The sequence below is a fragment of the Haladaptatus litoreus genome (assembly GCF_900156425.1).
Classification (GTDB): domain Archaea; phylum Halobacteriota; class Halobacteria; order Halobacteriales; family Haladaptataceae; genus Haladaptatus; species Haladaptatus litoreus.
In genome coordinates this window covers 221,541-241,517 of record NZ_FTNO01000004.1, presented here as the reverse complement: position 1 = coordinate 241,517, position 19,977 = coordinate 221,541, and the positions used below count along the sequence as shown (strand labels likewise).

Annotated in this window: 13 protein-coding genes and 2 pseudogenes; 7 read left to right on the top strand and 8 right to left on the bottom strand. The window is 49.7% G+C overall.

What is annotated here, in order from left to right:
• Nucleotide 1 precedes the first annotated feature (1 nt).
• Complete coding sequence (locus BW974_RS17410; RefSeq protein ID WP_076431508.1) at nt 2-1,417, bottom strand: phosphohexomutase domain-containing protein; 1,416 nt, start codon at nt 1,415-1,417, stop codon at nt 2-4.
• A 78-nt stretch (nt 1,418-1,495) separates the two neighbouring features.
• On the opposite strand from BW974_RS17410, the gene BW974_RS17405 reads away from it, so the two are divergent.
• Nucleotides 1,496-2,461: an ROK family protein gene (locus BW974_RS17405; protein ID WP_076431507.1), complete on the top strand. Its 966-nt coding sequence runs from the start codon at nt 1,496-1,498 to the stop codon at nt 2,459-2,461.
• A 350-nt stretch (nt 2,462-2,811) separates the two neighbouring features.
• Here the strand turns inward: BW974_RS17405 and BW974_RS17400 are convergent, their stop codons facing one another.
• Entirely contained in the window at nt 2,812-5,619 is a 2,808-nt protein-coding gene (locus BW974_RS17400; RefSeq protein ID WP_076431506.1) for a M14 family zinc carboxypeptidase, read from the bottom strand.
• Nucleotides 5,620-6,033: 414 nt separating this feature from the next.
• On the opposite strand from BW974_RS17400, the gene BW974_RS17395 reads away from it, so the two are divergent.
• Nucleotides 6,034-6,270, top strand: a complete 237-nt coding sequence (locus BW974_RS17395) for a hypothetical protein (protein WP_076431505.1) — start codon at nt 6,034-6,036, stop codon at nt 6,268-6,270.
• Nucleotides 6,271-6,706: 436 nt separating this feature from the next.
• Nucleotides 6,707-7,288 carry a DUF4352 domain-containing protein gene (locus BW974_RS17390; protein WP_076431504.1) on the top strand — a complete coding sequence of 194 codons (582 nt, stop codon included), beginning with the start codon at nt 6,707-6,709 and terminating at the stop codon, nt 7,286-7,288.
• A gap of 1,093 nt (nt 7,289-8,381) precedes the next feature.
• Here the strand turns inward: BW974_RS17390 and BW974_RS17385 are convergent.
• From BW974_RS17385 to BW974_RS17375, 3 genes and pseudogenes are all read right to left on the bottom strand, one after another.
• Nucleotides 8,382-9,452: a DsbA family protein gene (locus BW974_RS17385; protein ID WP_076431503.1), complete on the bottom strand. Its 1,071-nt coding sequence runs from the start codon at nt 9,450-9,452 to the stop codon at nt 8,382-8,384.
• Nucleotides 9,453-9,738: 286 nt separating this feature from the next.
• Entirely contained in the window at nt 9,739-9,981 is a 243-nt protein-coding gene (locus BW974_RS27260) for a hypothetical protein (RefSeq protein ID WP_217694358.1), read from the bottom strand.
• Between the two features lie 3 nt (nt 9,982-9,984).
• Nucleotides 9,985-10,624: pseudogene (locus BW974_RS17375) on the bottom strand (IS6 family transposase).
• A gap of 198 nt (nt 10,625-10,822) precedes the next feature.
• Here BW974_RS17375 and BW974_RS17370 point away from each other — a divergent pair.
• Together BW974_RS17370 and BW974_RS17360 are read left to right on the top strand one after the other, a co-directional pair.
• The gene (locus BW974_RS17370) at nt 10,823-11,509 is read left to right on the top strand and encodes a DUF7504 family protein (RefSeq protein ID WP_076431501.1); all 687 of its coding nucleotides are present in this window, start codon (nt 10,823-10,825) and stop codon (nt 11,507-11,509) included.
• A 1,112-nt stretch (nt 11,510-12,621) separates the two neighbouring features.
• The gene (locus BW974_RS17360) at nt 12,622-13,014 is read left to right on the top strand and encodes a DUF6788 family protein (protein ID WP_076431499.1); all 393 of its coding nucleotides are present in this window, start codon (nt 12,622-12,624) and stop codon (nt 13,012-13,014) included.
• A 223-nt stretch (nt 13,015-13,237) separates the two neighbouring features.
• Here the strand turns inward: BW974_RS17360 and BW974_RS17355 are convergent, their stop codons facing one another.
• The 3 genes and pseudogenes from BW974_RS17355 to BW974_RS17345 all read right to left on the bottom strand — a co-directional run bounded on the left by BW974_RS17355 (nt 13,238) and on the right by BW974_RS17345 (nt 17,032).
• Nucleotides 13,238-15,196, bottom strand: a complete 1,959-nt coding sequence (locus tag BW974_RS17355; RefSeq protein ID WP_076431498.1) for an archaea-specific SMC-related protein — start codon at nt 15,194-15,196, stop codon at nt 13,238-13,240.
• Between the two features lie 144 nt (nt 15,197-15,340).
• Nucleotides 15,341-15,907: pseudogene (gene rdfA / locus BW974_RS27255) on the bottom strand (rod-determining factor RdfA); the annotation flags it as partial.
• Between the two features lie 360 nt (nt 15,908-16,267).
• The gene (locus BW974_RS17345; RefSeq protein WP_076431497.1) at nt 16,268-17,032 is read right to left on the bottom strand and encodes an IclR family transcriptional regulator; all 765 of its coding nucleotides are present in this window, start codon (nt 17,030-17,032) and stop codon (nt 16,268-16,270) included.
• A 249-nt stretch (nt 17,033-17,281) separates the two neighbouring features.
• On the opposite strand from BW974_RS17345, the gene BW974_RS17340 reads away from it, so the two are divergent.
• Together BW974_RS17340 and BW974_RS17335 are read left to right on the top strand one after the other, a co-directional pair.
• Nucleotides 17,282-18,457 carry a mandelate racemase family protein gene (locus BW974_RS17340; RefSeq protein WP_076431496.1) on the top strand — a complete coding sequence of 392 codons (1,176 nt, stop codon included), beginning with the start codon at nt 17,282-17,284 and terminating at the stop codon, nt 18,455-18,457.
• Between the two features lie 142 nt (nt 18,458-18,599).
• Entirely contained in the window at nt 18,600-19,958 is a 1,359-nt protein-coding gene (locus BW974_RS17335) for a nickel pincer cofactor-dependent isomerase, group 22 (RefSeq protein WP_076431627.1), read from the top strand.
• The last annotated feature ends 19 nt before the right edge of the window (nt 19,959-19,977 follow it).

Sequence of the window (19,977 nt, the reverse complement as noted above, 5' to 3'; positions counted from 1 at the left end):
ATCAGCGCTTTGGATCTCGGTCAATAACGGACTCGATAAGTTCACGACCTGCAGTGAGGAGCGACGTGAGTCGTTCGGCGTTGGTCGTTTCAGCATATACTCGGAGTTTTGGTTCAGTTCCACTTGGTCGAATAAGAATCCACGAACCATCTGCCAATAGCAGTTTGAATCCATCCAGGGTGATTGTTTCGACAATCGGCTGTCCAACAATTGTCTCGGGGATCGACTCCTCGAGTGCTACTAAGACACTTGTTTTCTTCTCCTCTGGACAGTCAATATTGATTTTATCAGCATAGATTCGGCCATAGGTCTCAAAGAGACGGTCAAGTCGATCATCAAACGGTTCGAGTGCTGTTGCTGCAGCGGCAAGAAGCGCTACGAAAACCCCGTCTTTTTCTCCAATATGGTTTTTGATAGTGAACCCACCGGATTCCTCACCAGCGAGGAGTGCATTGTGTTCATCACGTCCCCGAGCAACCCATTTGAACCCCACTGGAACCTCGTATACGGTTGTCTCGTACGCGTCGGCAATTCTATCGATAAGAAAGGTTGTTGAGACGGTTCGTACCGCCGGTCCACTCATCTCACTGTTTGAGAGCAAGGCCTCATACAACCCTGCAAATAGTAGATGACCAGAGAGGACCCCTCTCTGAGGAGTACATACTGTAATTCGGTCACCATCTCCGTCGTTCGCGATTCCCAGATCTGCATTGTTTGCCTCGACTGCGGTGGCGAGACCCTGGAGAGTGTCCCGATTCGGCTCAGGGGCTACATCGCCAAACGTTGGATCGCGTTCACAGCGGCGGCGAATGACCTCTGCACCAGCTGACTCCAACAGGGAGTCAGTAATCCCACGACCACTTCCATGCATTGCATCGTAGACGATTGTCAACCCGGAGAGGTCAGCCTCAAAATACAGATTAGTGAGATTGATGGCTCTGGACAGATGCGCCGGTACTGGATCGAACCGTTCGATCGAACCATGTTTTGCCTCTGGGAGGGAAGTCGGAGGTTCAAGGTAAGATTCGATGGTTTCGGTGACGCTGGGCAACGGCGATGCAGTATCTTCGGGTACGAACTTCACGCCGTTATATTCGGGTGGGTTGTGCGATGCGGTGACAATAAGGGCACCTGCGAGATTTCGATCGGCAACCGCGTATGCTACCGTTGGAGTCGGCACATCCCGAGCAGTGAGAAGCACATCGAACCCGTTTGCAGAGAGCACGTCTGCAAGGCTCTTTGCGGCTGCGTTCGATCGTTTACGAGCATCATAACCGATCGCAACTGATCTATCCGTTTGCCCCTGCGTTTCACGAAGATACGTCGCAACAGCTTGCCCGACCATCTGGATTCGATCATCGGTAAAGTTGTCTAGTGTTGTCCGCCAACCCCCAGTGCCGAAAGAAATCTGATCCATAAGGATTGATTTCAGAAGAGGAGATGATAAAGACTCCTATAGCCATTATTAAGTACTGTGGATGGCTAAATCGAAATAATGTACTTTGTGGGCGTTGACCTCGGCGCAACTAACATCCGTACGGTCGTCAGCGATGAGACAGCCAAGATCCTCGGCAGGGCACAAGACGAGACCCCGCACGGGCCAACAGGGAAAGCGGTTACGGATACGGTTCTCCGCGTTGTTCGGGAGGCGTGCGATCATGCGGGAGTACAACCGACGGACATCGATGGGGCTGGGATCGCATCCATGGGGACAATGGACGCAACCGCTCGCGTTATCACAGTACCAGCGAATGTGTCCACTGAAATCGGATCAATTCCGCTTGTCGATCCACTCTCGACGATCTTAGATACCGATAATGTCCATCTTCGCAATGATACCGTCGCAGGTGTTATCGGCGAGCGATTTTACACGTATCCGAGTGCTGAGAATCTTGTCTATATTACGATTTCTTCTGGTATCGGCGTGGGGATAATTGCCGACGGAGACGTGATTTCAGGACGGGACGGGAATGCCGGTGAGATGGGTCACATGACTATCGATGTCCACGGCTTCATGGAGTGCGGGTGTGGACAGGACGGACATTGGGAGGCATACTGTTCAGGAAACAATATTCCCCAGTTCGTTCGTGCTCTTCATCAGGAGAATCCGGTCGAAACTGCCCTTCCCATTGATCGTCCTGAGTTCTCCGCGAAACACCTGTTCGAACACAGTGGAACGGATGCATTTGCAGATCACGTTATCGATCGGCTTGCACACTTTAACACTGTTGGCGTAGCGAACATCGTCCATGCATATGACCCCGCTGCCATCAGTATTGGTGGTGCTGTTGCGCTTAACAATCCAGAACACGTGATAGAACCCATCAAATCTCGGCTTGATGAGGCTGTTCTCGTCGAGCCCCCAGAAATCAATCTGAGTGAACAGGGGTCACAGGTTGTGTTAAAGGGTGCTCTCACCCTCGCAGTTACCAACGGTACGGAAATCCAACCACCAGCCTGAAATCCTTTCCGCCCTGAAGGGCGCGGCTTTTTCACCTGCAATCAGTAACCGTTGGCGTTGGGTCATCTCCGCCGTTTAATATTTGATCGACTAAGTCGTTAAGGTCGGGCGCGTCCTCATCACTTGGTTCATCCGACGGAAAGTGTGGAATCGGCGCCATTGATATCGCCTCCAACAGACATACGCTCGTCTAGAAAGTTAATAGTTTGCTTGGTGTCGACACAACACACGATTTTGCTAATAAGAACAATTGCGACGCTCAGAACACGTGCTGAAAGCAAATCACCCATAACACGAATCAGATTCGAAGACGATTCAAAAACAAGGAGAACGGTGCTTCTCGATTTCCCCTACCGAAGTTCACCCCACGTCCCAACGAGTTCGCCATTCACGTACCGGTGCTGCTCGAAGCCAAGCGCATTGCAGATAAGCGTGTGTCCCATAAACGACAGTGTATAGTCTGCCATGCCAAAGGGATGGAGCTCTCGCTGATTTGCTGGCGGCAGGACAGAGCCGATTACGCTGATTTCTGCACCGTCGGCTGACAGCATTCCGGCACCGACGTCTCCATCTCTGCCGAGGCTACCGGCGACAGTGCCGCCAGCGTCCGTAAAGGCATCTGAGCTGACGGTCCAAATTGGTGAATCATCGCCTGTTGTATAGCCGAGCTGAGATATTTTCCAGATCTCCTGCTGGATTGGTCTGATATCCATCAGCAGCGGATGATCGAGGTCTCGATTCCTAAGATTCGGAAAGTCCGTCGTCCCATGTTCGATATCATCAGCCTCAATAGCTGCAGCTTGACCGACGTTGAGCGATCCAAGAAGGTTGATTCCTGCGTCGGTAAGTACGAGATCACCACCCGCCTCAACGAACTCCTCGATAGCCGAAACGTATTGTCGATCGTCGACACCATCGTCGTGCGAGACAACAAGATTGTCATACCGTCGTTTACCGGAATTGCCCCGCATCAGCCGACCGATACGCACGTCGTGGACGCGTAAGCCATCGATCGACCCTTCCTCGAGGAACGGCTCGAGATCCTCGAAAAACTGCATTGGGTTAACGACGTATTCGCGCTGGGAGTAGCCGAGAACTTCTTTAGGGTCCGGGTATTCATCCTCGGTCTCGAGGAGAACCATTTCGACATTAATTTCGGCCTCACCGTTGTATTCGATTGACCAGTCGCCATTGTCCGGATTCGGGACGTAGAAGTGACCCTGATCTTCTGATAGCGGGTCAGCAAGATCAATCTCACGGACGGTTTGGCCACCAGGATTGACGAGCTTGACGACACCCTCGTCAATACCGTGGGCGGTGAACTGGACAGCTAGTGAATGTGTGGTGCTTCCCGACGATGCACGCGCCCTCCCGCTGGGACCCGGCTGGACGGTCTCATGACGGCGTTGAACCCGTGTTGTGCGCCCCCGACCCTTGCCCTTTCCGTTACCCGGCTTTTCGTCAGTATACGGGAGATCCGCCGATCGACGCGTCAAGATATTGGAGCTGACGTAGGCGGTATCCTGTCCACCGGTAGCGACAGTTGCGTTTGTCTTTGCGGCCGTCATTTCAGCGTACTCGCGCATCGAGATGCGGTATGCCATCTCTAGACGACGCTCGATAAATGGCTTCCAATCATAGCCGTCTCGAAGCACTAGCTCTGGGGCGACCGTAACCGCACCAAGACCGCCGAATTCTTCGGGTTGCCCCGCCCAGCCAAGCAACCCACCAGTGATTTGATAACTTAGTGAGTCGTAAATCGTCCCATAATCTAGCAGTCGTTCCGGAACGTATCCTTCGACGCCGTGAATAGCCTTGCTGGCGCGAGACGTATCATCGGCAATTGTTTCAGGGCTGCCCCAGTGAGCTTGCATTCCGTTGTCAATACGAATATTGACCTCGTCGAGGTTGTGTGTCCCAATATGATTGTAGGGTGCATTGGATTCGAGATTCAATACCATCGATTCCGAGAGGTCCATCATGTGATAGTCGCAGAGATACTCGACGTTGTCGTATCCACGTAGGTGTTCGACAACCGCCAGTGCGTCTGGAACCATCTCTTCGTATCCCCGACCTTCTGGGTCATCAGGACGTACTTCAGGTGTATCTTCAGGCTCGGCGGGCCAGTACTCGGGAGAGACCCATCCCATCGTCGGGTACTGTCGATTCGTATCTCCAATGGCTGCGTTTCCACGGTCATATCGGAATCGTTCCGTACTGCCCCACCATGTCTCAAATTCATACTGCGGCTTTCGCACGACCCAGCCATCCGGATTAATAAAGACAAATACGATGACGATGTCGGAGAGAACGTCCTCGAAATCGTCGGCTATGCCTTTTGCGGCCTCTTCGATGATCCGAGTGCCAGCCACGCGACCCGCTGGTTCGTCACCATGGATGCTAAGTGAGAAAACAACTTTGTCTTTCTCTGCAAATGATGATTCATCTTGGATATTCTCTGTGACTTCTGCAACATAGATATCCTTAGGATCGGGGTCATCGCCTGTATATAGATTTTCCCAGCCCGGACTCTGGCCGATCGCGCGTACGCGGAGGCGATCTGTATATTCTTCTGCCAGGTAATGGAGACCCTGGTTTAGCTCGCTGTGGGAAACAAAGTCACGTGCATTCTCAACCTTGGGGAAAACACGATCGGCATAGGCATCGCCAAGCTTCCAAAACGGATTTGCACCTGGTGAGAAGTCGACGAACTCGATACCACCGCGATCGAGAGCGTTTGCGAGCTCGTCAGCAGTGAGATAGGCGTGGGCTGCAGGGGTTGGCTTCTCACGGGGTATGGCTTTTGGGGGTAAATCATCTTCTTCGATGTCCCAGTCTGGTTCGCCATACTCATCGTAAAACACGTTGAGCGCATCCGTATCCTCGAATTCGATGACCAGTGTTACTTGGTGGTCATCTGGTGCGGCGTTGACGGCAAACTCCGCGAGGTCGGTCATCGCCTCATCAGAGACCTCAGCTGATACCGTACTAGGCAAGGCAAGCGCGGCACCGGTTGCAGCTGCGACGCTTAAGAATGTGCGTCGGCCGATTGAGCTGCCATCGAATGCACTCTGTTCGAGTTTTGCTGCATTTTCAGCGGTGTATCGATTTGTTTCGTTGTGTGATTCAGTCTGCTCGTGTTGTCGATCGTTACTCATAGTCACTAATCTGCGTGTGAATTTCTTCCTCACGCGAGATGTTACATGAACTTATATTTCCTTAACGGTAAACAAACCCGTGCTAGCTAACCGAGAAGCAAATATTTATTATTAACAAGTATTAATATTATTAGCCAAAATGTGAGCAAACACTGGGCAGTCAAGAAAATAGTAGCATTCGATCGTTTTGGCTATTGTCCGACCCGCGCCTGAAGACGCGGGTCTCTACTAAAATCATCACCTTCGAAAAGGAACCTGCTATTGTCTAGTTCAGTCCGTATTGTGACTCCTGTGGCATTCGTATCTTTTCACGCCGATATACCCCCCCCCTTGTTTTAACAGACCAACAACAAATGGGTGGGCGCTGTATCCCGAGGATTTACATTGTTAGTGCCCGTATATGAGATTACATCGATGATTTCGAATCGGCGATCACCACTCACACCACTTGCGCAAGAGTCGCTCGACGCACTCGCATGTGCACTCCCAAACAAAGGTGAGCTCACGTACGAGCAAGCATATACGATCCTCAAGAATAGCGAGGAGCTCGAGCAGCCTGCGGCCGAGGATATCATCGAACAGCTCTACATGCGTGGCCACATCTATGAAGTCGAAGGAAAGCTACGGCTGACTGATTACAGCCCTGAATAGCGACGATGCTCTTGTAGCAGGCTCAATTGGCGCTTGTATTCGCTGGTTTTGTAGCTCCGTATTTTACGTTTCGACTACTTCGATAATCTTCGCTGTTGACTCGAATCTGTCTAAGTCAATTACACATTATATTCAACAAAAATTTTCGGAAAAAGTGCAGATGCACGTGATTCGCACCATTCCTTGGGGGAGGTTGCGTTGCCCGATTGCACATAGGGCTAACAGAGAACGCACTAAGCCAATCACAGCCCACTGAGTGATCCGTATCGCTGTCGTCTGTACGGGTTTCAAACTTTTTCTTGATTCCAGCAAACTCAGCTTTCTGCTATTATTTTCGGGCGAGATTCGCTAATCAGTTATCGAAATGGCCGATAGTAAAATACGCTTTGACTAAAAACAATCATCTGCCATGAAACGTCGCACGTTTATGACAAGTATGACGAGCGTAGTTCTTCTTGCGGGCTGTTCCTCCGATGGAGATGATACCGGTTCAACAACAATCTCGACGGATCAAACCACCACAACAAGAACAACGGAAAGTGAAACGACATCCGAAACAACGAGTGAGGCGACAACGTCGGACTCAACCACGACGAGCGGTGAAATACGCACTGTCGCATTCGGAGAGTACACAAGTGTCGGTAATGATCTCAAAATTGCAGCCACAGGGGGTGATGTGTCCAGCTCTTACAAACACGATGGAACGACATCAAAATCGGCTGATGGGAAGATGTTCGGTCTTGTAACATTTAAGCTGAACAACTCAGCAGAGTCGTCGCAGTCGCTTCCCGAAGGGACGACGGCATCAATACGGGCGGACGATGAACAGTACGATGTAGCAGAACCAGCTGCCAAGAATTGGCAACAGTTCGTCTCATCGTCGGTGGAACCCGGTGGGTCAGCATCCACAACCATTGCGTTCGAAGTGCCGAAGGAGGCAGCTTCTTCCGTTGATGTGGCAGTACAGTTGACATACTCCGAATCCGGAGCGGACCAACTCATTCAGTGGAGAGAGTGACGTTCGTTCCGTCTTCAAAGGCGAAGATTCCCAAAGGGGATATTGGGGTTTCGCGTTTTCTCAGGACTCAAAAATGCTTTCGCGTGGCCCGTCGAAGGTCACCGCCCAACTATGGCCGAGGGTGTGCTTTCTAGCACAAACAGTCGTGTCACAGCGGCCTTCCTCCCCGTATACAACGGGCGTCAATGCCAGCAAGTGCTCAACCAGCGAGGAGCACGATTCACTTTATCCGACGTGTTAGGTCGTGCAAGGTTCCCTCTCTCGTTTCCCGACTTTCGCAGCGGCATTTAAGTTTGTATGGTGTTTATAGCTGCACGATGTGCATTGGAAGTAGTCGTTTTCTCTGCTGTCGATTTTTTAACTATTGTCCGACTACTGACTGACTGACTTTTTTATATATGATACCTGTATTCATATATTATACTAACTGATGCATTCTCAGTCCGGCCACTCCGATACAGGAAATAGCAGCAACACTAATGAACTGGCATCGAATGGCTCTACAGCACCCCTAATTGATGATCATGAGGACATACACTCACAATGTCTGAATCGATACAGTTCTTCCCAACATCTCAGAAATCACGTTCGGATCGCCACACTCCAAGCAGAGGTTAACCTCCTTGAATCAGAGCGTGAGACACTGAACGACCAAATCGTCAATCTCAAAGCAGATGTTGAGAATCTCGAAGAGGAGATCGCATCGCTTGAAAGTACTATTCAGGCTAATAAGATTAGGCATCAAAAATCCATTGATAAGTATGAATCCATAATCGATGAGAAAAACCAAGCCTATCAAAGATTGTCCGAGAAATCCGACAACACAACAACTTCAAATACTCGGTCAGTATCTACCGTCCGCTCACTCATCCAATCTGTGTCTGGATGGCTAAAGCATACCTTGGTTGGCAAATAGCGACCCTTTTACTCAATATATTCATAATTGAATATACTGTACATTAGTTATAAATGCAGCCGGGTAAAACCCCACTCTTTCAGGAGGGGAAGCCCCGTCGTAAACGATGGGGAGAATGTCACTTGCAATCGAGTGCCGTACTGCTTACATTAGTTTTGCAAACCGATATGCTAACTTCTAGAGTCCAAGTACATTTTTAAAGATACTATAACTTTGTTTCCCGACGATTTTTGTGACATACTCATCAGATCTGAAGGCAAAAAATGTTGGCGTCCCAGGAACGTCTGCGGCCTTTGCGACAGAAGTATCCTCTTGTACCTGTTTTCTATGTACTTTTGATTTTGCGTCCCGAACGATAGCCCGTCCGCTTAACTGTGTATTATAATTGATAAACGATTTCGTTTTTGAGAATACATTTCTTTTGTTGAATTGATTCTGTTTACTGAAGTAGTATGTTTTCAGATCCCAGAACGCTTGCTCATCCCGAGCGTAAGCTGCTTCAAGTGCATAGATTGCGCGGGCTCCCCACTCATCGACGATGGGTATCATTCGCAAGACGAAAGACAGTTCTCCTGAATCGATATGGTTGCGTTTGAGCTTTGGATATGTTTTCTTCTCAAAATCTATACACGTGGGGCAAGACGGATCCTCGAATGCAATAAGGGTTGCATCCGTACTGAATGGTGTTGGCCCACGCGTTGGTTCATTGAATACTCCCTTCGTCGATGGGTGGTTCGGTGCCGTGTGAGAAACCGTTGTAGTTGGTTGTTTGGTGCTGGTTGTCGTTTGCGACGTTGTAGATTGGGTTGTGCTGGGTGGTTCTGGTTCTGTCGTCGATGGGGTTGTGCTAGATGTCTCTGGTTCGGTTGTGGATTCGGTCGTACTAGTCGTTGACCGAGTTGTACTGGGTGGTTCTGTCTCAGTTGTCGATTGAGATGTACGAGTTGTTTGTGGGGTTGTGGATTCGGTCGTGCTAGGTGTTTCTGGTTCAGTTGTGGATTCAGTCGTACTAGTCGTTGACTGGGTTGTACTAGGTGTTTCCTGCTCTGTCGTAGATTGTGTTGTGCTGTTTGTCTTGGGTTCTGTTGTGGATTCCGTTCGTTGGGTGGTTTGGGGCTGCAAGCGTGTCGTTTTTATTGTTGATATCTGGGTTGAGGTTGGAGTATCGGATTCATCTGACTGAGTAGCGCAACCAGCCAATAAGAGACTTGTGGGGAGGGCCGTTTTGAGCAGTGTTCGCCGATTCATTATTATTCCCATTCTTTTCTGCACATTTAGATATTCTGATCATGGTTGTTATTAACAAAGTAGTGTATAGTAACGATACATATCCCGTAACTATTGAAGCATATATAGTGCTCTTTGCTTAGTAGCTTACACAAATATCTGAACTATGAATAGTAATGCTGGCAACTAGTATCCCTTCCCTCATGACTTGGGTTCTTAGAATTATTTCATGAATAAAAATCCATCATGAGATATTTGGATTGATAATGGAGGATGATGTTACATCGTATGATTTCGCGATGTATTCTCACATTTTATATATGTAACACCATCTGACGGCTGACTGGTATAGATTTGTGGTTCGATACCAATTTCTGCTAAATGCGATTTTTCGATTAATTTTAAATGAATTTAGATCATCAGATGTTGTGAGTCCGATAACGGATCCACCAAAGCCACCTCCTGTCATCCGAGCTCCGATGAGGCCTTCTGTTTCATCTACCCAATTAATAACCATATCTAATTCAAGACAACTTACCTCGTACGGCACTGTCTAGTTAAGCTCCTCCTCGACAGGCGTTCGGTTGTTGAGCGATTGATGCGGTCGTTGATGATTATAGTAATGCACAAACTGTTCAAGCCAGCGCTGGACGCTTGGCCGACTGCCCACCCACGACGTATGAAAGCGGTCGATCCGCTGTTTGAGCGTGTGAAACCACTTTTCGATCAGGTTTCGCTCTGTGTAGTCGAGCCGACCGCGCAATCCAACTCGAAAGAGGGTAGTCCGATACCCGTAGCCATCAACGAGAAACATAGCGTTCGAGAGATCGTGTTTCTCGGCCAAATCAGCTAGAAACGCAGCCGCTTGATCAGTGCCATGCCGATCAAACACTTTGACATCGAGCAGTAACTTTGTTTCTGTGTCTATTGCAGCGTACACCCAAGACCACTCGCCGTTGATTTTGACAGCGGTTTCGTCCACCGCGACCCGCGTCGGCGATACCGACGGCGGGACGGAGACGCTGTCAGATACCCGATGAACCTATTGAAAGATCGCTTGATGCGACCGTTTTACGCCGAGGAGCGCAAGAATCGCTTTTGTTTCCCTGAGCGAACATCCGTCCGGCTCCACGCTCCCAACATTCAAGCGTAGCCGTGTCTAAACTCCCTCTGAGCAGGTTTGAGAGTAGCATGAACAACTAGCTCTTCGACCTGCTCGTCCTTATATAGACAGTGCCAATTATAATGTCATATGGATATCATTAACTGCCTGTAAGGAAATGTTTCGTCTCGCTATAGAAAATATATGTCTAGAAATATTATAATATATTTATCTTCTATAGTGTTTCGAAATACTTATTTACAATTGAACAATCCAAACAATTGACCCAATGGCCACCGATTTCACACGCGGGCCAGCTGGCGAATTCCAAGTGTTTCTCTCGGAGCTCAAAGCGTCGGGCAGTAATCTTCTCGTCACTGGTGACGTAACTGCTGGCGTTCGTGCAACCTGTTCTCGGACAATGTTCAGTAATGACTCTCAACGTCACCGAAAACGTATCCTCGCACTCGCTGCTTCCGATGCCGCGCAGGCCCGTGATTATTTCGCTGACAGCGTCTCTTTCGATACTCCTGCGACGACAATCATTGATATCGATCTCGATGCTGAACGGAATTCGGAAACTCGGTCACTTACCGATGCATACATTTCTACTGATGATCTCCAAGCCGTTCAATTGAACCTCACCCGGACCATCAAAACGTACGAATCAGAATTCGGCGGCCTTAAGCCAGCTCAGCTTCGTTTCGGTATGGATTCACTTGATTGCCTTCCCTCCGCTCTTGACGACGTCGAGCTCCTACAAATGCTGCGCTCGCTGCGAATGCAGATTCTCGATGCTCGAGGGCTTGCCCATTATCACGTCGCGCTTCCAGATTCTGACCCCCACGTTCAGAACTTGTGGGAGACAGGGATTTTCGATGCACGGGTTGAACTTCGAAAGCGTGACAACATGTCTGCCGAGCATCGCTGGCACGCTCCAGATCTACCGACGACGAAGTGGGTTGAGTTGTCATAGGCGCGATCTTTCTGCAAATAGATTCGTAAGCTCATAGTATGGATTTTCAGTGACATCCTGACGAACCAGGACTTGATATTTACGACCCTATCGAGGATGTTCGCTTTGCTCTGTTTTCATCAGCACCAGCCGATCTCTTCTCTGTTTCTTCTCGCAACTTCTATTTTCCAGTTAACACGGTAGTACAAATTGAACCAGAACCCATTTCGATCCCCAAGCTTGCACCGTTGACCGTTCGAACTCAAGAGGGAACTATGGTTCTCGAAACATCCGATCTCGCCGATCAGTCTCTCGCTGCTGACGACTATCTTATCGAACTCTCCACCGCTCCGCTGAAGCTGTATCTCTTGTTTTCTTCCTCTTTCGCGATTGACCATGGTGAATCCGCTGTTTCCCTCTCGTTCCGAACTCAGTTCCTGTTCGTATTGGTACGCGCTCGTTTCGAGTTGTGTACCAGCCTACTATTCTGGAATCTGTCACACACCGATATCCTCGTCTATGTCACCGCCAAACAGGACCGCCAATAAGAAGAGCAAGCCAACACCTGCCAGCACCGTTTTCATAGCCAAATCAAGTGTTTTCACCATACCACCTCACTTCGATAGGTCTGGAATAAGCTTTCTGGAAATAGTAATGTAGATATAAGTTCGTGGGATCAATTAACGATTCTGTGCCGCAGAAGAAGCGGTACTGATGGCTGGTTTTTCGTTTGAGTACCGTTCGCGTATAATTTCGATGGCAGATTCCTAAATTGCTCATCTATTTAAATATTTTAATAGATAATCTCATATTCATATATAAGTACCCCGTCAATGGGTGCTGACACGCTCGGTCTGTCCATGAACTACGTCGGGTGCAGCGACGCAACAGATTGTGTTGGATGACAGTATCGACCGAGCATGCCGGTGGCTCCGTTTGCCACAGTTTCTAATCTTTACTAACAAATTTAACCCTTCGCTTAGGCACAAAATTTTCCAGAAAACTGCATGTGAATGATATGATGTTTGTCGTCTCGATTTTTATTGCCCTGAGAGAGTACATGGCTGTCTAAGAATCTAACCAACAAGTTTATGTTTTGGCGGCCATGATGTTGGTTAAGGGAATAAGCGCAAATGCCGAAACCACCGAAACCTCAACCCTCTGATCTACTGCCTAAATACATCGTCGAAGGTTTGCAAAAACAAGACAGCGAGACATTACGAGCGGTTGCGGATTATGCACAAGAGCTTCGTGTGTATCGTGCCGCACAGGCAGAAACCGACCGTGAAACTGCCGTTGGCACCCATCACAGCGAACAGGCGACAGCCAATGAACTCGTTGCTAGAGCACAATCGAAGGGGATTTCGGACGATAGTGCGGATTGGAACGCCATCGTGGAAAAAGGTGTCCCCGCGAAAGCATCGATCGTAACGAAGACAATCAGTGACAATCAGTATTACTACTTTCAATGGCGGGAGGGCGACCGCATTAAATCAGAATATATCGCCCCTGTGAGTCCACAATAGCGATTCTGGATATTGCCACGCTATTAAAGGAACAAAGTCAACTATTAACCAACAAATCTGTGTACAATAGTACCGTTGGTTAATTTATTCAAGTAGTCCCATTTCTAAGTAGCAAAGAAGCAGGATGACGATTGTCGTGCTAATATTGTATCTAATAAAAACGGAATACTTTGTATCAACATTTGAGCCAGAATTGAGATCTACGATCCTAAAAGAGGAATAGTTAGATTTCGGTTACACGCTCATACGCATCGTCGAGAGCCGCGGCATCCTCCGGCAGCAGTGCTGCAACAAGGTAGCCCGCATACTCGCTAAAGTACTCAACCAATGTTGCAATCCGATCCGAGTCGATCGCTTCGAGTGAATCTAAGAGAATAAACGGCACGCGGTCATAGACATCGTGAACAAGATAGCCTGCCAATGCGAACACAAGTCCGGTGACCTCCCGCTCACTTTCACTCAGATGGTCGATCGTGTCTTCATAGGTTGACGCCGAGTCGGTCGTGCGAATCACATGCAAATTGAACACGCTTTTCGTGACTTTCCGACGACCCTCGCGAACCTCCTGGTCCGTGCGTTCGATCCAGATTCGATCGAGATTTGCATAGTCAAGCAGCTCCAGCATGCTCGCCATGTGCTCGTTGAACTGTTCGACGGCGTTGGCCTCGATGTCATCAATCCGTGTCCGGAGGTCGGTTAATTCGTCTTGGATCTGCGCCCGCTGGTCTTCGAGTTGCTCTTGTTCGATCAATTGGTTTTCGATGTCCGAAATTTCGGCTTCAACGTCGTCGAGATCGGTTTCGAGTCGCTCCAGTTCGAACTCGAGTTGATTTGCTTCGCGATGCAGGTCCAGTACTTCGCTGTAGTCTTCTTGCTCGAGTTCCTCCACTTCTTGTTCGAGAGTATCGATCTCTTCGGTTATTGTACCGCGCTCATCACGCAGGTCATCGAGTTTGGCGGTTCGATCATCAAGTTCAGTTTCGAGCTGCTGAAGACGCTGTTCGATCTGCTGACGTTCTTGTTGTTGGGCCTTAAGTTCAGATTTCTCTTCTTCGAGCTCCCCCATCTCGGCATTTAGCTCACTTCGTTCATCGAGTTTTTCCTGCCGAAGGGATCGTAACTGATCGAGCGTCGACTCAATTTTCTGTTTTTCGACTTCGCTTCCACATGTCCAGCAGACAACAGTCTCTGTATCGGCAACAAGTTGATCTGTAAGTGACCCATCCGAATCTGATTCTGTTGTTGATTGGAGTGCAGTGCGAATATTGGGGCTGGTGCCCTCAAGCATTTCTTCGTTGAACTGAACGATCGTTTGCAGTTCGTTCACCGTCGAATCGAGCTGGCGCTTTCGTTCGCGCAACGTTTGAAGCTCCTCCTCGAAGTCCGTCGCTGGGTCAGTTGAACCATCTGGAAGCTCTGCCTGCTCGCTCTCGAGATCCTCAAGTTCATCCTGCAAGGCTTCGATACTATCCTCTTCAGTGCCGATCTTGAATCTGACATCCTCGAGGGTCGATCGTGTTTCTCGCAATTCATCCAACTTTTCTTCGAGCTCGTTTTGTTCTTTCCGGGTTTCACTGACGTCAGAATCAGCCTCTTCGAGTTCTGTTTCCTTTGTTTCGAGCGCTGCTCGTTTCTCCTCTATTTCCTCTTTTAAACGGGTTCGCTTTTCTTCAAGAGAGGGAAGTTTATGTTTGAGGGACTTAAGTTCCTCTAATTCATCATCTATTTGGCGTTTTTCTGTGGTAAGTTGCTCGATGTCAGCTTGGATCGCTTCGGTATCGACGGGACGCATGATCAGATCTCGTAGATCATCCCCTCGGGCAACTGCACGCCGGGCCTCATTCGATTCAAGCAAGAACGCAAAGAGATCCGCGATCTCAGGATCGTCGAGATATGGCTCACCGCTCGTCACAACAGTTCCGTTCTGCCGTGTGAGCGTGCGAGTGTAGGTTTCGTCGCCGATGGTGAGTTCGACTGACCCCTCGTCGGCATCACCCTTGAGCGACGCTCGTTCGCTACCGAGTGCCGCCATGATCGCCTGAAGGAATGAGGTTCGGTTAGTTGCGTTTCGCCCGGTGAGAACGGTGACTCCCGGAGAAAACGTAACGCTGGTGTGGTCAATGCCACCGATATTAGTAGCTGAAAGCTCAACTGGAGTTCGATTCCGTTGCGTTGATTCCATATCACTTCGTTTGATTGTGAGGTTATAAATGAATTTCCATACTATGTCCAATCGTATTTCGAGTATTACAATAAACGAGAGATACTCCCATCAGAGATCAAATAGTCAATCAGTATGAGCTTCTTAATATATATCCTCGAAATTTCAGTTATGATGATTCATCATGCAATCACGGCCCTCCATATCGAGAAGTTCAATTATTGGATAGGACTGACCACATTCGTCACAGATGACTCGAACGTCGTTGATCACCTCGAAGTCCGCCAGTTCGACTCGATCCGTACTACGATGATTCGTGAGCGTTGTTTCAGAAACTGCAACCATCCGGTTCTGAAGATGTCGAACTGTATCTGCTCCCTTTGGATCTGTGTTTGGGAGTCGTCCTTCTTCAACTCGTGAGATACATTTCGATACTTGGTGAGATACGAAATCCTTCCTGAGCTTTTCTACATCGATTCCATTACGAGCGAGTGAATTTTCGGTTTCCGTTTTGACCCTGCTACTAACCGTTTCGTCCGTGAGGAGGCTGTAGGTGTTTTCGACTTACCCCTCGAGTGGGGCAGCATTATGTCGGTCAAATTCGACAGCCAACATCTCCTGGTTGAAAAAATCAGCGAGGTTACGAAGACTGTACTGCTCTTCGATCTCTCCGGTCCAGTGCTTTTCGAGCGTCTCACCCATGTCGTCTAGCTCACATTTCCGGATCACTCGCTCGACTTTGCTAGTCCTCTTTCGAAAATCATCCTCGAATTATATTAATATTTGTTTGCCCAGACCGTATTTATATGCCGGTTGGCCGGTATCCATTACAGTCATAGGTCTGTAATTGATTTAAAACGGAGGTGATCCTTCTGGAATAGAACTAGCATGCGGAGTAGCAAGTGTACAGTTTCTTCATGTATTTGGTCCGATTTCACGTGGATCTGCTGGATCAGGTTGCTGAAGGTGAATCACAATGGATCGTGAAATAGAGAACGAGATTCGATATCGAGTAAGCTATGATTCACCCAAAAAAGGGCGTTCGATTTCCAACACCATCGATTCGATCCGGATGGGATAGAGAACACTCGCCTACGAGTAGTTGAGATTGAGTTCGATCATATTCACAGCACCGCTCAACAATTCCGGGATCGTTTCTTGAAACCGAGTCCCTTTCATGCGGCTGGACGGTGCTGAGATGCTGATAGCCCCCAACGAGTTCCCTTCCGTAGAGGTGATGGGCATCGCAATACAGCGGAGACCCTCCATCCGTTCTTCGTCATCGACCGCGAATCCGTCCTCACGAATCGTTTCTAATTCGTCGTATAACTCGTCGCGGTCGGTTACACACCCCGGTGTCGTCGCCGGTAGCCCGTGCCGGTCGAGAATAGCCTCGGTACGCTCTTCTGACATAGTTGCAAGGATGGCCTTTCCGAGCGCACTGGTATGAAGGTAGGTACGAACACCGGTGTAAGTGTCCAAATCAACGGCCCGGTTTCCATTCGCACGATATAGGTAGATTCCCATACCATGTTCTTCGGTCAGTAAATTTGCCCGCTCGCCCGTTTCCATTGCCAACTGTTTTACTTCCGATTCTGCAGTCTTATACAGGTCCATCTGACTACGGGTATAGCCACCTATATCCAAGAACTTCAGCCCCAATCGATACTTTCCAGCCTCGCTGACCACGTATCCGTGTTGTTCGAGCGTAGCCAAGTGATTGTGAACTGCACTTTTACCCATATTCAACCGGTCCGCCAATTCAGTAATTCCACAACTCCCGCTGTTTTTGAGCGCCTCGACGAGCCGGAGCGTTTTTTCCGTCGTTTGGACTGGGTGTTTCGCTGTCTTTTCCATGATTCGATCACTGATTGCGGGTATAAAAGTTTTATTCTGATATAGAGAACAAGTTAGTTAGCAAACTATGGACGTCATTTAACTGTAGAAAGCACCGCTGTCAGAGATGTCATTTTTTACCCTCTCTATTATCGTGGTCAGCGTTCAATGAAGCTGCTGTATAAAAATCCCACGTTGATCATGGTATAATCATAATCAAGAGTAATCACGTCCGGAAAAATTTATACCATACCATCGGAATTCATTACTGTGGCACCAGAAATAACGAAGATCGAGAGCACGGAATTCAGGTATCCGTTAGAAGACGTTGGCACCGATACGCACGGTTTCAACCTCGTTTACGAGCCGGGAGCAACGACCGAACGAAAATTGTTCGCGATAAAGGTTCACACCGATACCGGTATCACTGGGGAGTATGTAGGAGGCAACTCTCCAGGAGCGGCCCAATACAATACCGTCGCCGACTATCTCGTCGGTAAGAATCCGCTAAAACGCGAGAAACACTGGAGCGAGGTCAAGCGTGCGCTCAGAAAGTACGATCGAATGGGGATCGGTCCGCTCGACATTGCACTGTGGGATTTTGCAGGAAAACATCACGGCGCACCGATCCACGAACTGCTTGGAACGTACCGAGAGCGGATACCATCCTACGCATCCACCTATCACGGTGACGAGAATGAAGGGCTCGATTCGCCGACAGCGTTCGCTGATTTCGCCGAAGAGTGCCGTGAGCGCGGGTTCCCCGGATACAAGATTCATGGGTGGGGAGGTGACGATACCGCCCGAGATCTCGACCGCGAAATCGCGGCCGTGCACGCGGTCGGAGAACGTGTCGGGGACGAGATGGATCTGATGCACGATCCGGCCTGTGAGCTAGAAACCTTCGGCGATGCGCTCAAATTAGGACGTGCGCTCGACGAAGAAGGCTTTTTCTGGTATGAAGACCCGTTCCGCGACGGCGGGATTTCCCAACACGCACATCGGAAGCTTCGCCAATCGCTTGACACCCCGATCTTACAAACTGAACACGTTCGCGGTCTCGAGATGGCTACCGACTTCGTCGCGAACGAGGCTACCGATTTCGTGCGTGCAGATCCCGAGTACGACGGCGGAATTACGGGCGCGATGAAACGTGCCAGGGTAGCAGAAGGGTTCGGACTCGACGTCGAATTCCACGCACCCGGTCCCGCCCAGCGGCATTGTATCGCGGCGACACGGAATTCGAACTACTATGAACTCGCACTGGTTCATCCGAAGTGCCAAAACACGCAACCCCCCGTCTATGTCGGAGGCTACTCGGATATGATCGACGCAATCGACAGTGACGGGACGGTTCCGGTTCCGGATGAACCCGGTCTCGGTGTGGAGTACGATTGGGACTATATCGAATCGAACACCACTGGAAGCGTCCACATCTACGAGTAATATCCCGTAGAATCTTCATCCGACATACAGCGATACGCCGCTGGATTTTCGGAACAGACTGTCGATGTACTTTGTCCCGCTGTCGTGGTTTGAATCGGAGTTCGTCCCCTACATTTTAGTAATCGATCGGAATGGATATGGTATGGTCCGCGAATCCATGGATGGCAGGATTATCTCCGAAACGACGGTTCGTGATGCATGCACTGACCAGTCACTTCCCAAAATGGGAGTCATCGAGCAGTGCTGGGAAACGTCTCCGATCCCCAATGCAGACATTCGGGATCGCGCGGTTGCTGCGGTGGATTCGCTCGACCTGTCCTCAGTGCCTCGGGGTGGAACTGTTGCTGTCGGTGTCGGGAGCCGCGGTATATCAAACCTCCAAACGATCGTTGCGGGGGTGATTGCAGGGTTACGTAACCGTAGCTACGAACCGTTCGTTTTCCCGGCGATGGGCAGTCACGGTGGTGCAACACCAGATGGTCAACGGGAAACGCTCGCTGCTCTCGGTGTCACCGAGACGTCCGTTGGCTGTGAGATCCGCTCGACGATGGAGACCGTTATCGTCGGTGAGACTGACGACAGGGAAGTTCCGGTTCACGCGGACGCGAACGCAGTCGATGCGGATGCGATCGTTCCAATCAACCGTATCAAACCGCATACGGATTTCAGCGGTCGCATCGAAAGCGGCCTCTCGAAGATGCTCGTCGTTGGTATGGGAAAACAACGCGGAGCAAAGACGGCCCACGAATGGGCGGCTAACTGGAGTTTCCGCCGGATGATTCCCGAAATGGCGACGCTCTTGATCGAGGCATTACCGATTGTCGGTGGCATCGCCCTCGTCGAAGATCAGAACGATGATACTGCGATAATCGAAGGGATATCCCAAGGTGGTTTTCTCCAGCGCGAAGCTCGGTTACTGGAGCGTTCGTACGAGCTATTGCCGACGTTGCCGTTCGACGATCTCGACGTATTAATTTTGGATCGCATGGGCAAGGACATCTCGGGGGCAGGAATGGATACGAACGTCATTGGCCGGCTCGTGTACGGTCTTAACGAACCGGAGCCGGAAACGCCGGAAATTAAGCGGATTTTTGTTCGTGAGTTGACCGAAGCTTCACACGGTAACGCTGTCGGTGTCGGATCCGCCGATTTCATCCACGCCGATCTCTTGGCAGCCATTGATTCCCGAAAAACGTTTGTCAACGTTCTCACCGCGACCTCTCCACGCTCGATGCGGATTCCCCCGACCGTCGAAAACGACGCCGCGGGGCTACTCGCCTGCCTCTCGACGATCGGTGTCACCCCTCCTGAGCAAGCGCGTGTGATTCGAGCGGAAGACACGAGCCACCTTCGCTATCTCTTGGTCTCCGAGCCGCTCGTCGAAGCCACCCGTACTCGCGACGACTTACGCGTAGTCCAAGAACCCGTGTCCATTTCCTTCACAAACGGTAAATTTGATGATATAAAAGATGTGAACATCTCTCGACACAACGAGAAATGATTATCACGGTCCGTTCAGT

Bases quoted from the DNA above. Each gene is read 5' to 3' on its own strand.
- BW974_RS17400 (WP_076431506.1), bottom strand. From the start codon at position 5,619: ATGAGTAACGATCGACAACACGAGCAGACTGAATCACACAACGAAACA.
- BW974_RS17410 (WP_076431508.1), bottom strand. From the start codon at position 1,417: ATGGATCAGATTTCTTTCGGCACTGGGGGTTGGCGGACAACACTAGAC.
- BW974_RS17370 (WP_076431501.1), top strand. From the start codon at position 10,823: ATGGCCACCGATTTCACACGCGGGCCAGCTGGCGAATTCCAAGTGTTT.
- BW974_RS17405 (WP_076431507.1), top strand. From the start codon at position 1,496: ATGTACTTTGTGGGCGTTGACCTCGGCGCAACTAACATCCGTACGGTC.
- BW974_RS17395 (WP_076431505.1), top strand. From the start codon at position 6,034: ATGATTTCGAATCGGCGATCACCACTCACACCACTTGCGCAAGAGTCG.
- BW974_RS17360 (WP_076431499.1), top strand. From the start codon at position 12,622: ATGCCGAAACCACCGAAACCTCAACCCTCTGATCTACTGCCTAAATAC.
- BW974_RS17355 (WP_076431498.1), bottom strand. From the start codon at position 15,196: ATGGAATCAACGCAACGGAATCGAACTCCAGTTGAGCTTTCAGCTACT.
- BW974_RS17335 (WP_076431627.1), top strand. From the start codon at position 18,600: ATGGTCCGCGAATCCATGGATGGCAGGATTATCTCCGAAACGACGGTT.
- BW974_RS17390 (WP_076431504.1), top strand. From the start codon at position 6,707: ATGACGAGCGTAGTTCTTCTTGCGGGCTGTTCCTCCGATGGAGATGAT.
- BW974_RS17345 (WP_076431497.1), bottom strand. From the start codon at position 17,032: ATGGAAAAGACAGCGAAACACCCAGTCCAAACGACGGAAAAAACGCTC.
- BW974_RS17385 (WP_076431503.1), bottom strand. From the start codon at position 9,452: ATGAATCGGCGAACACTGCTCAAAACGGCCCTCCCCACAAGTCTCTTA.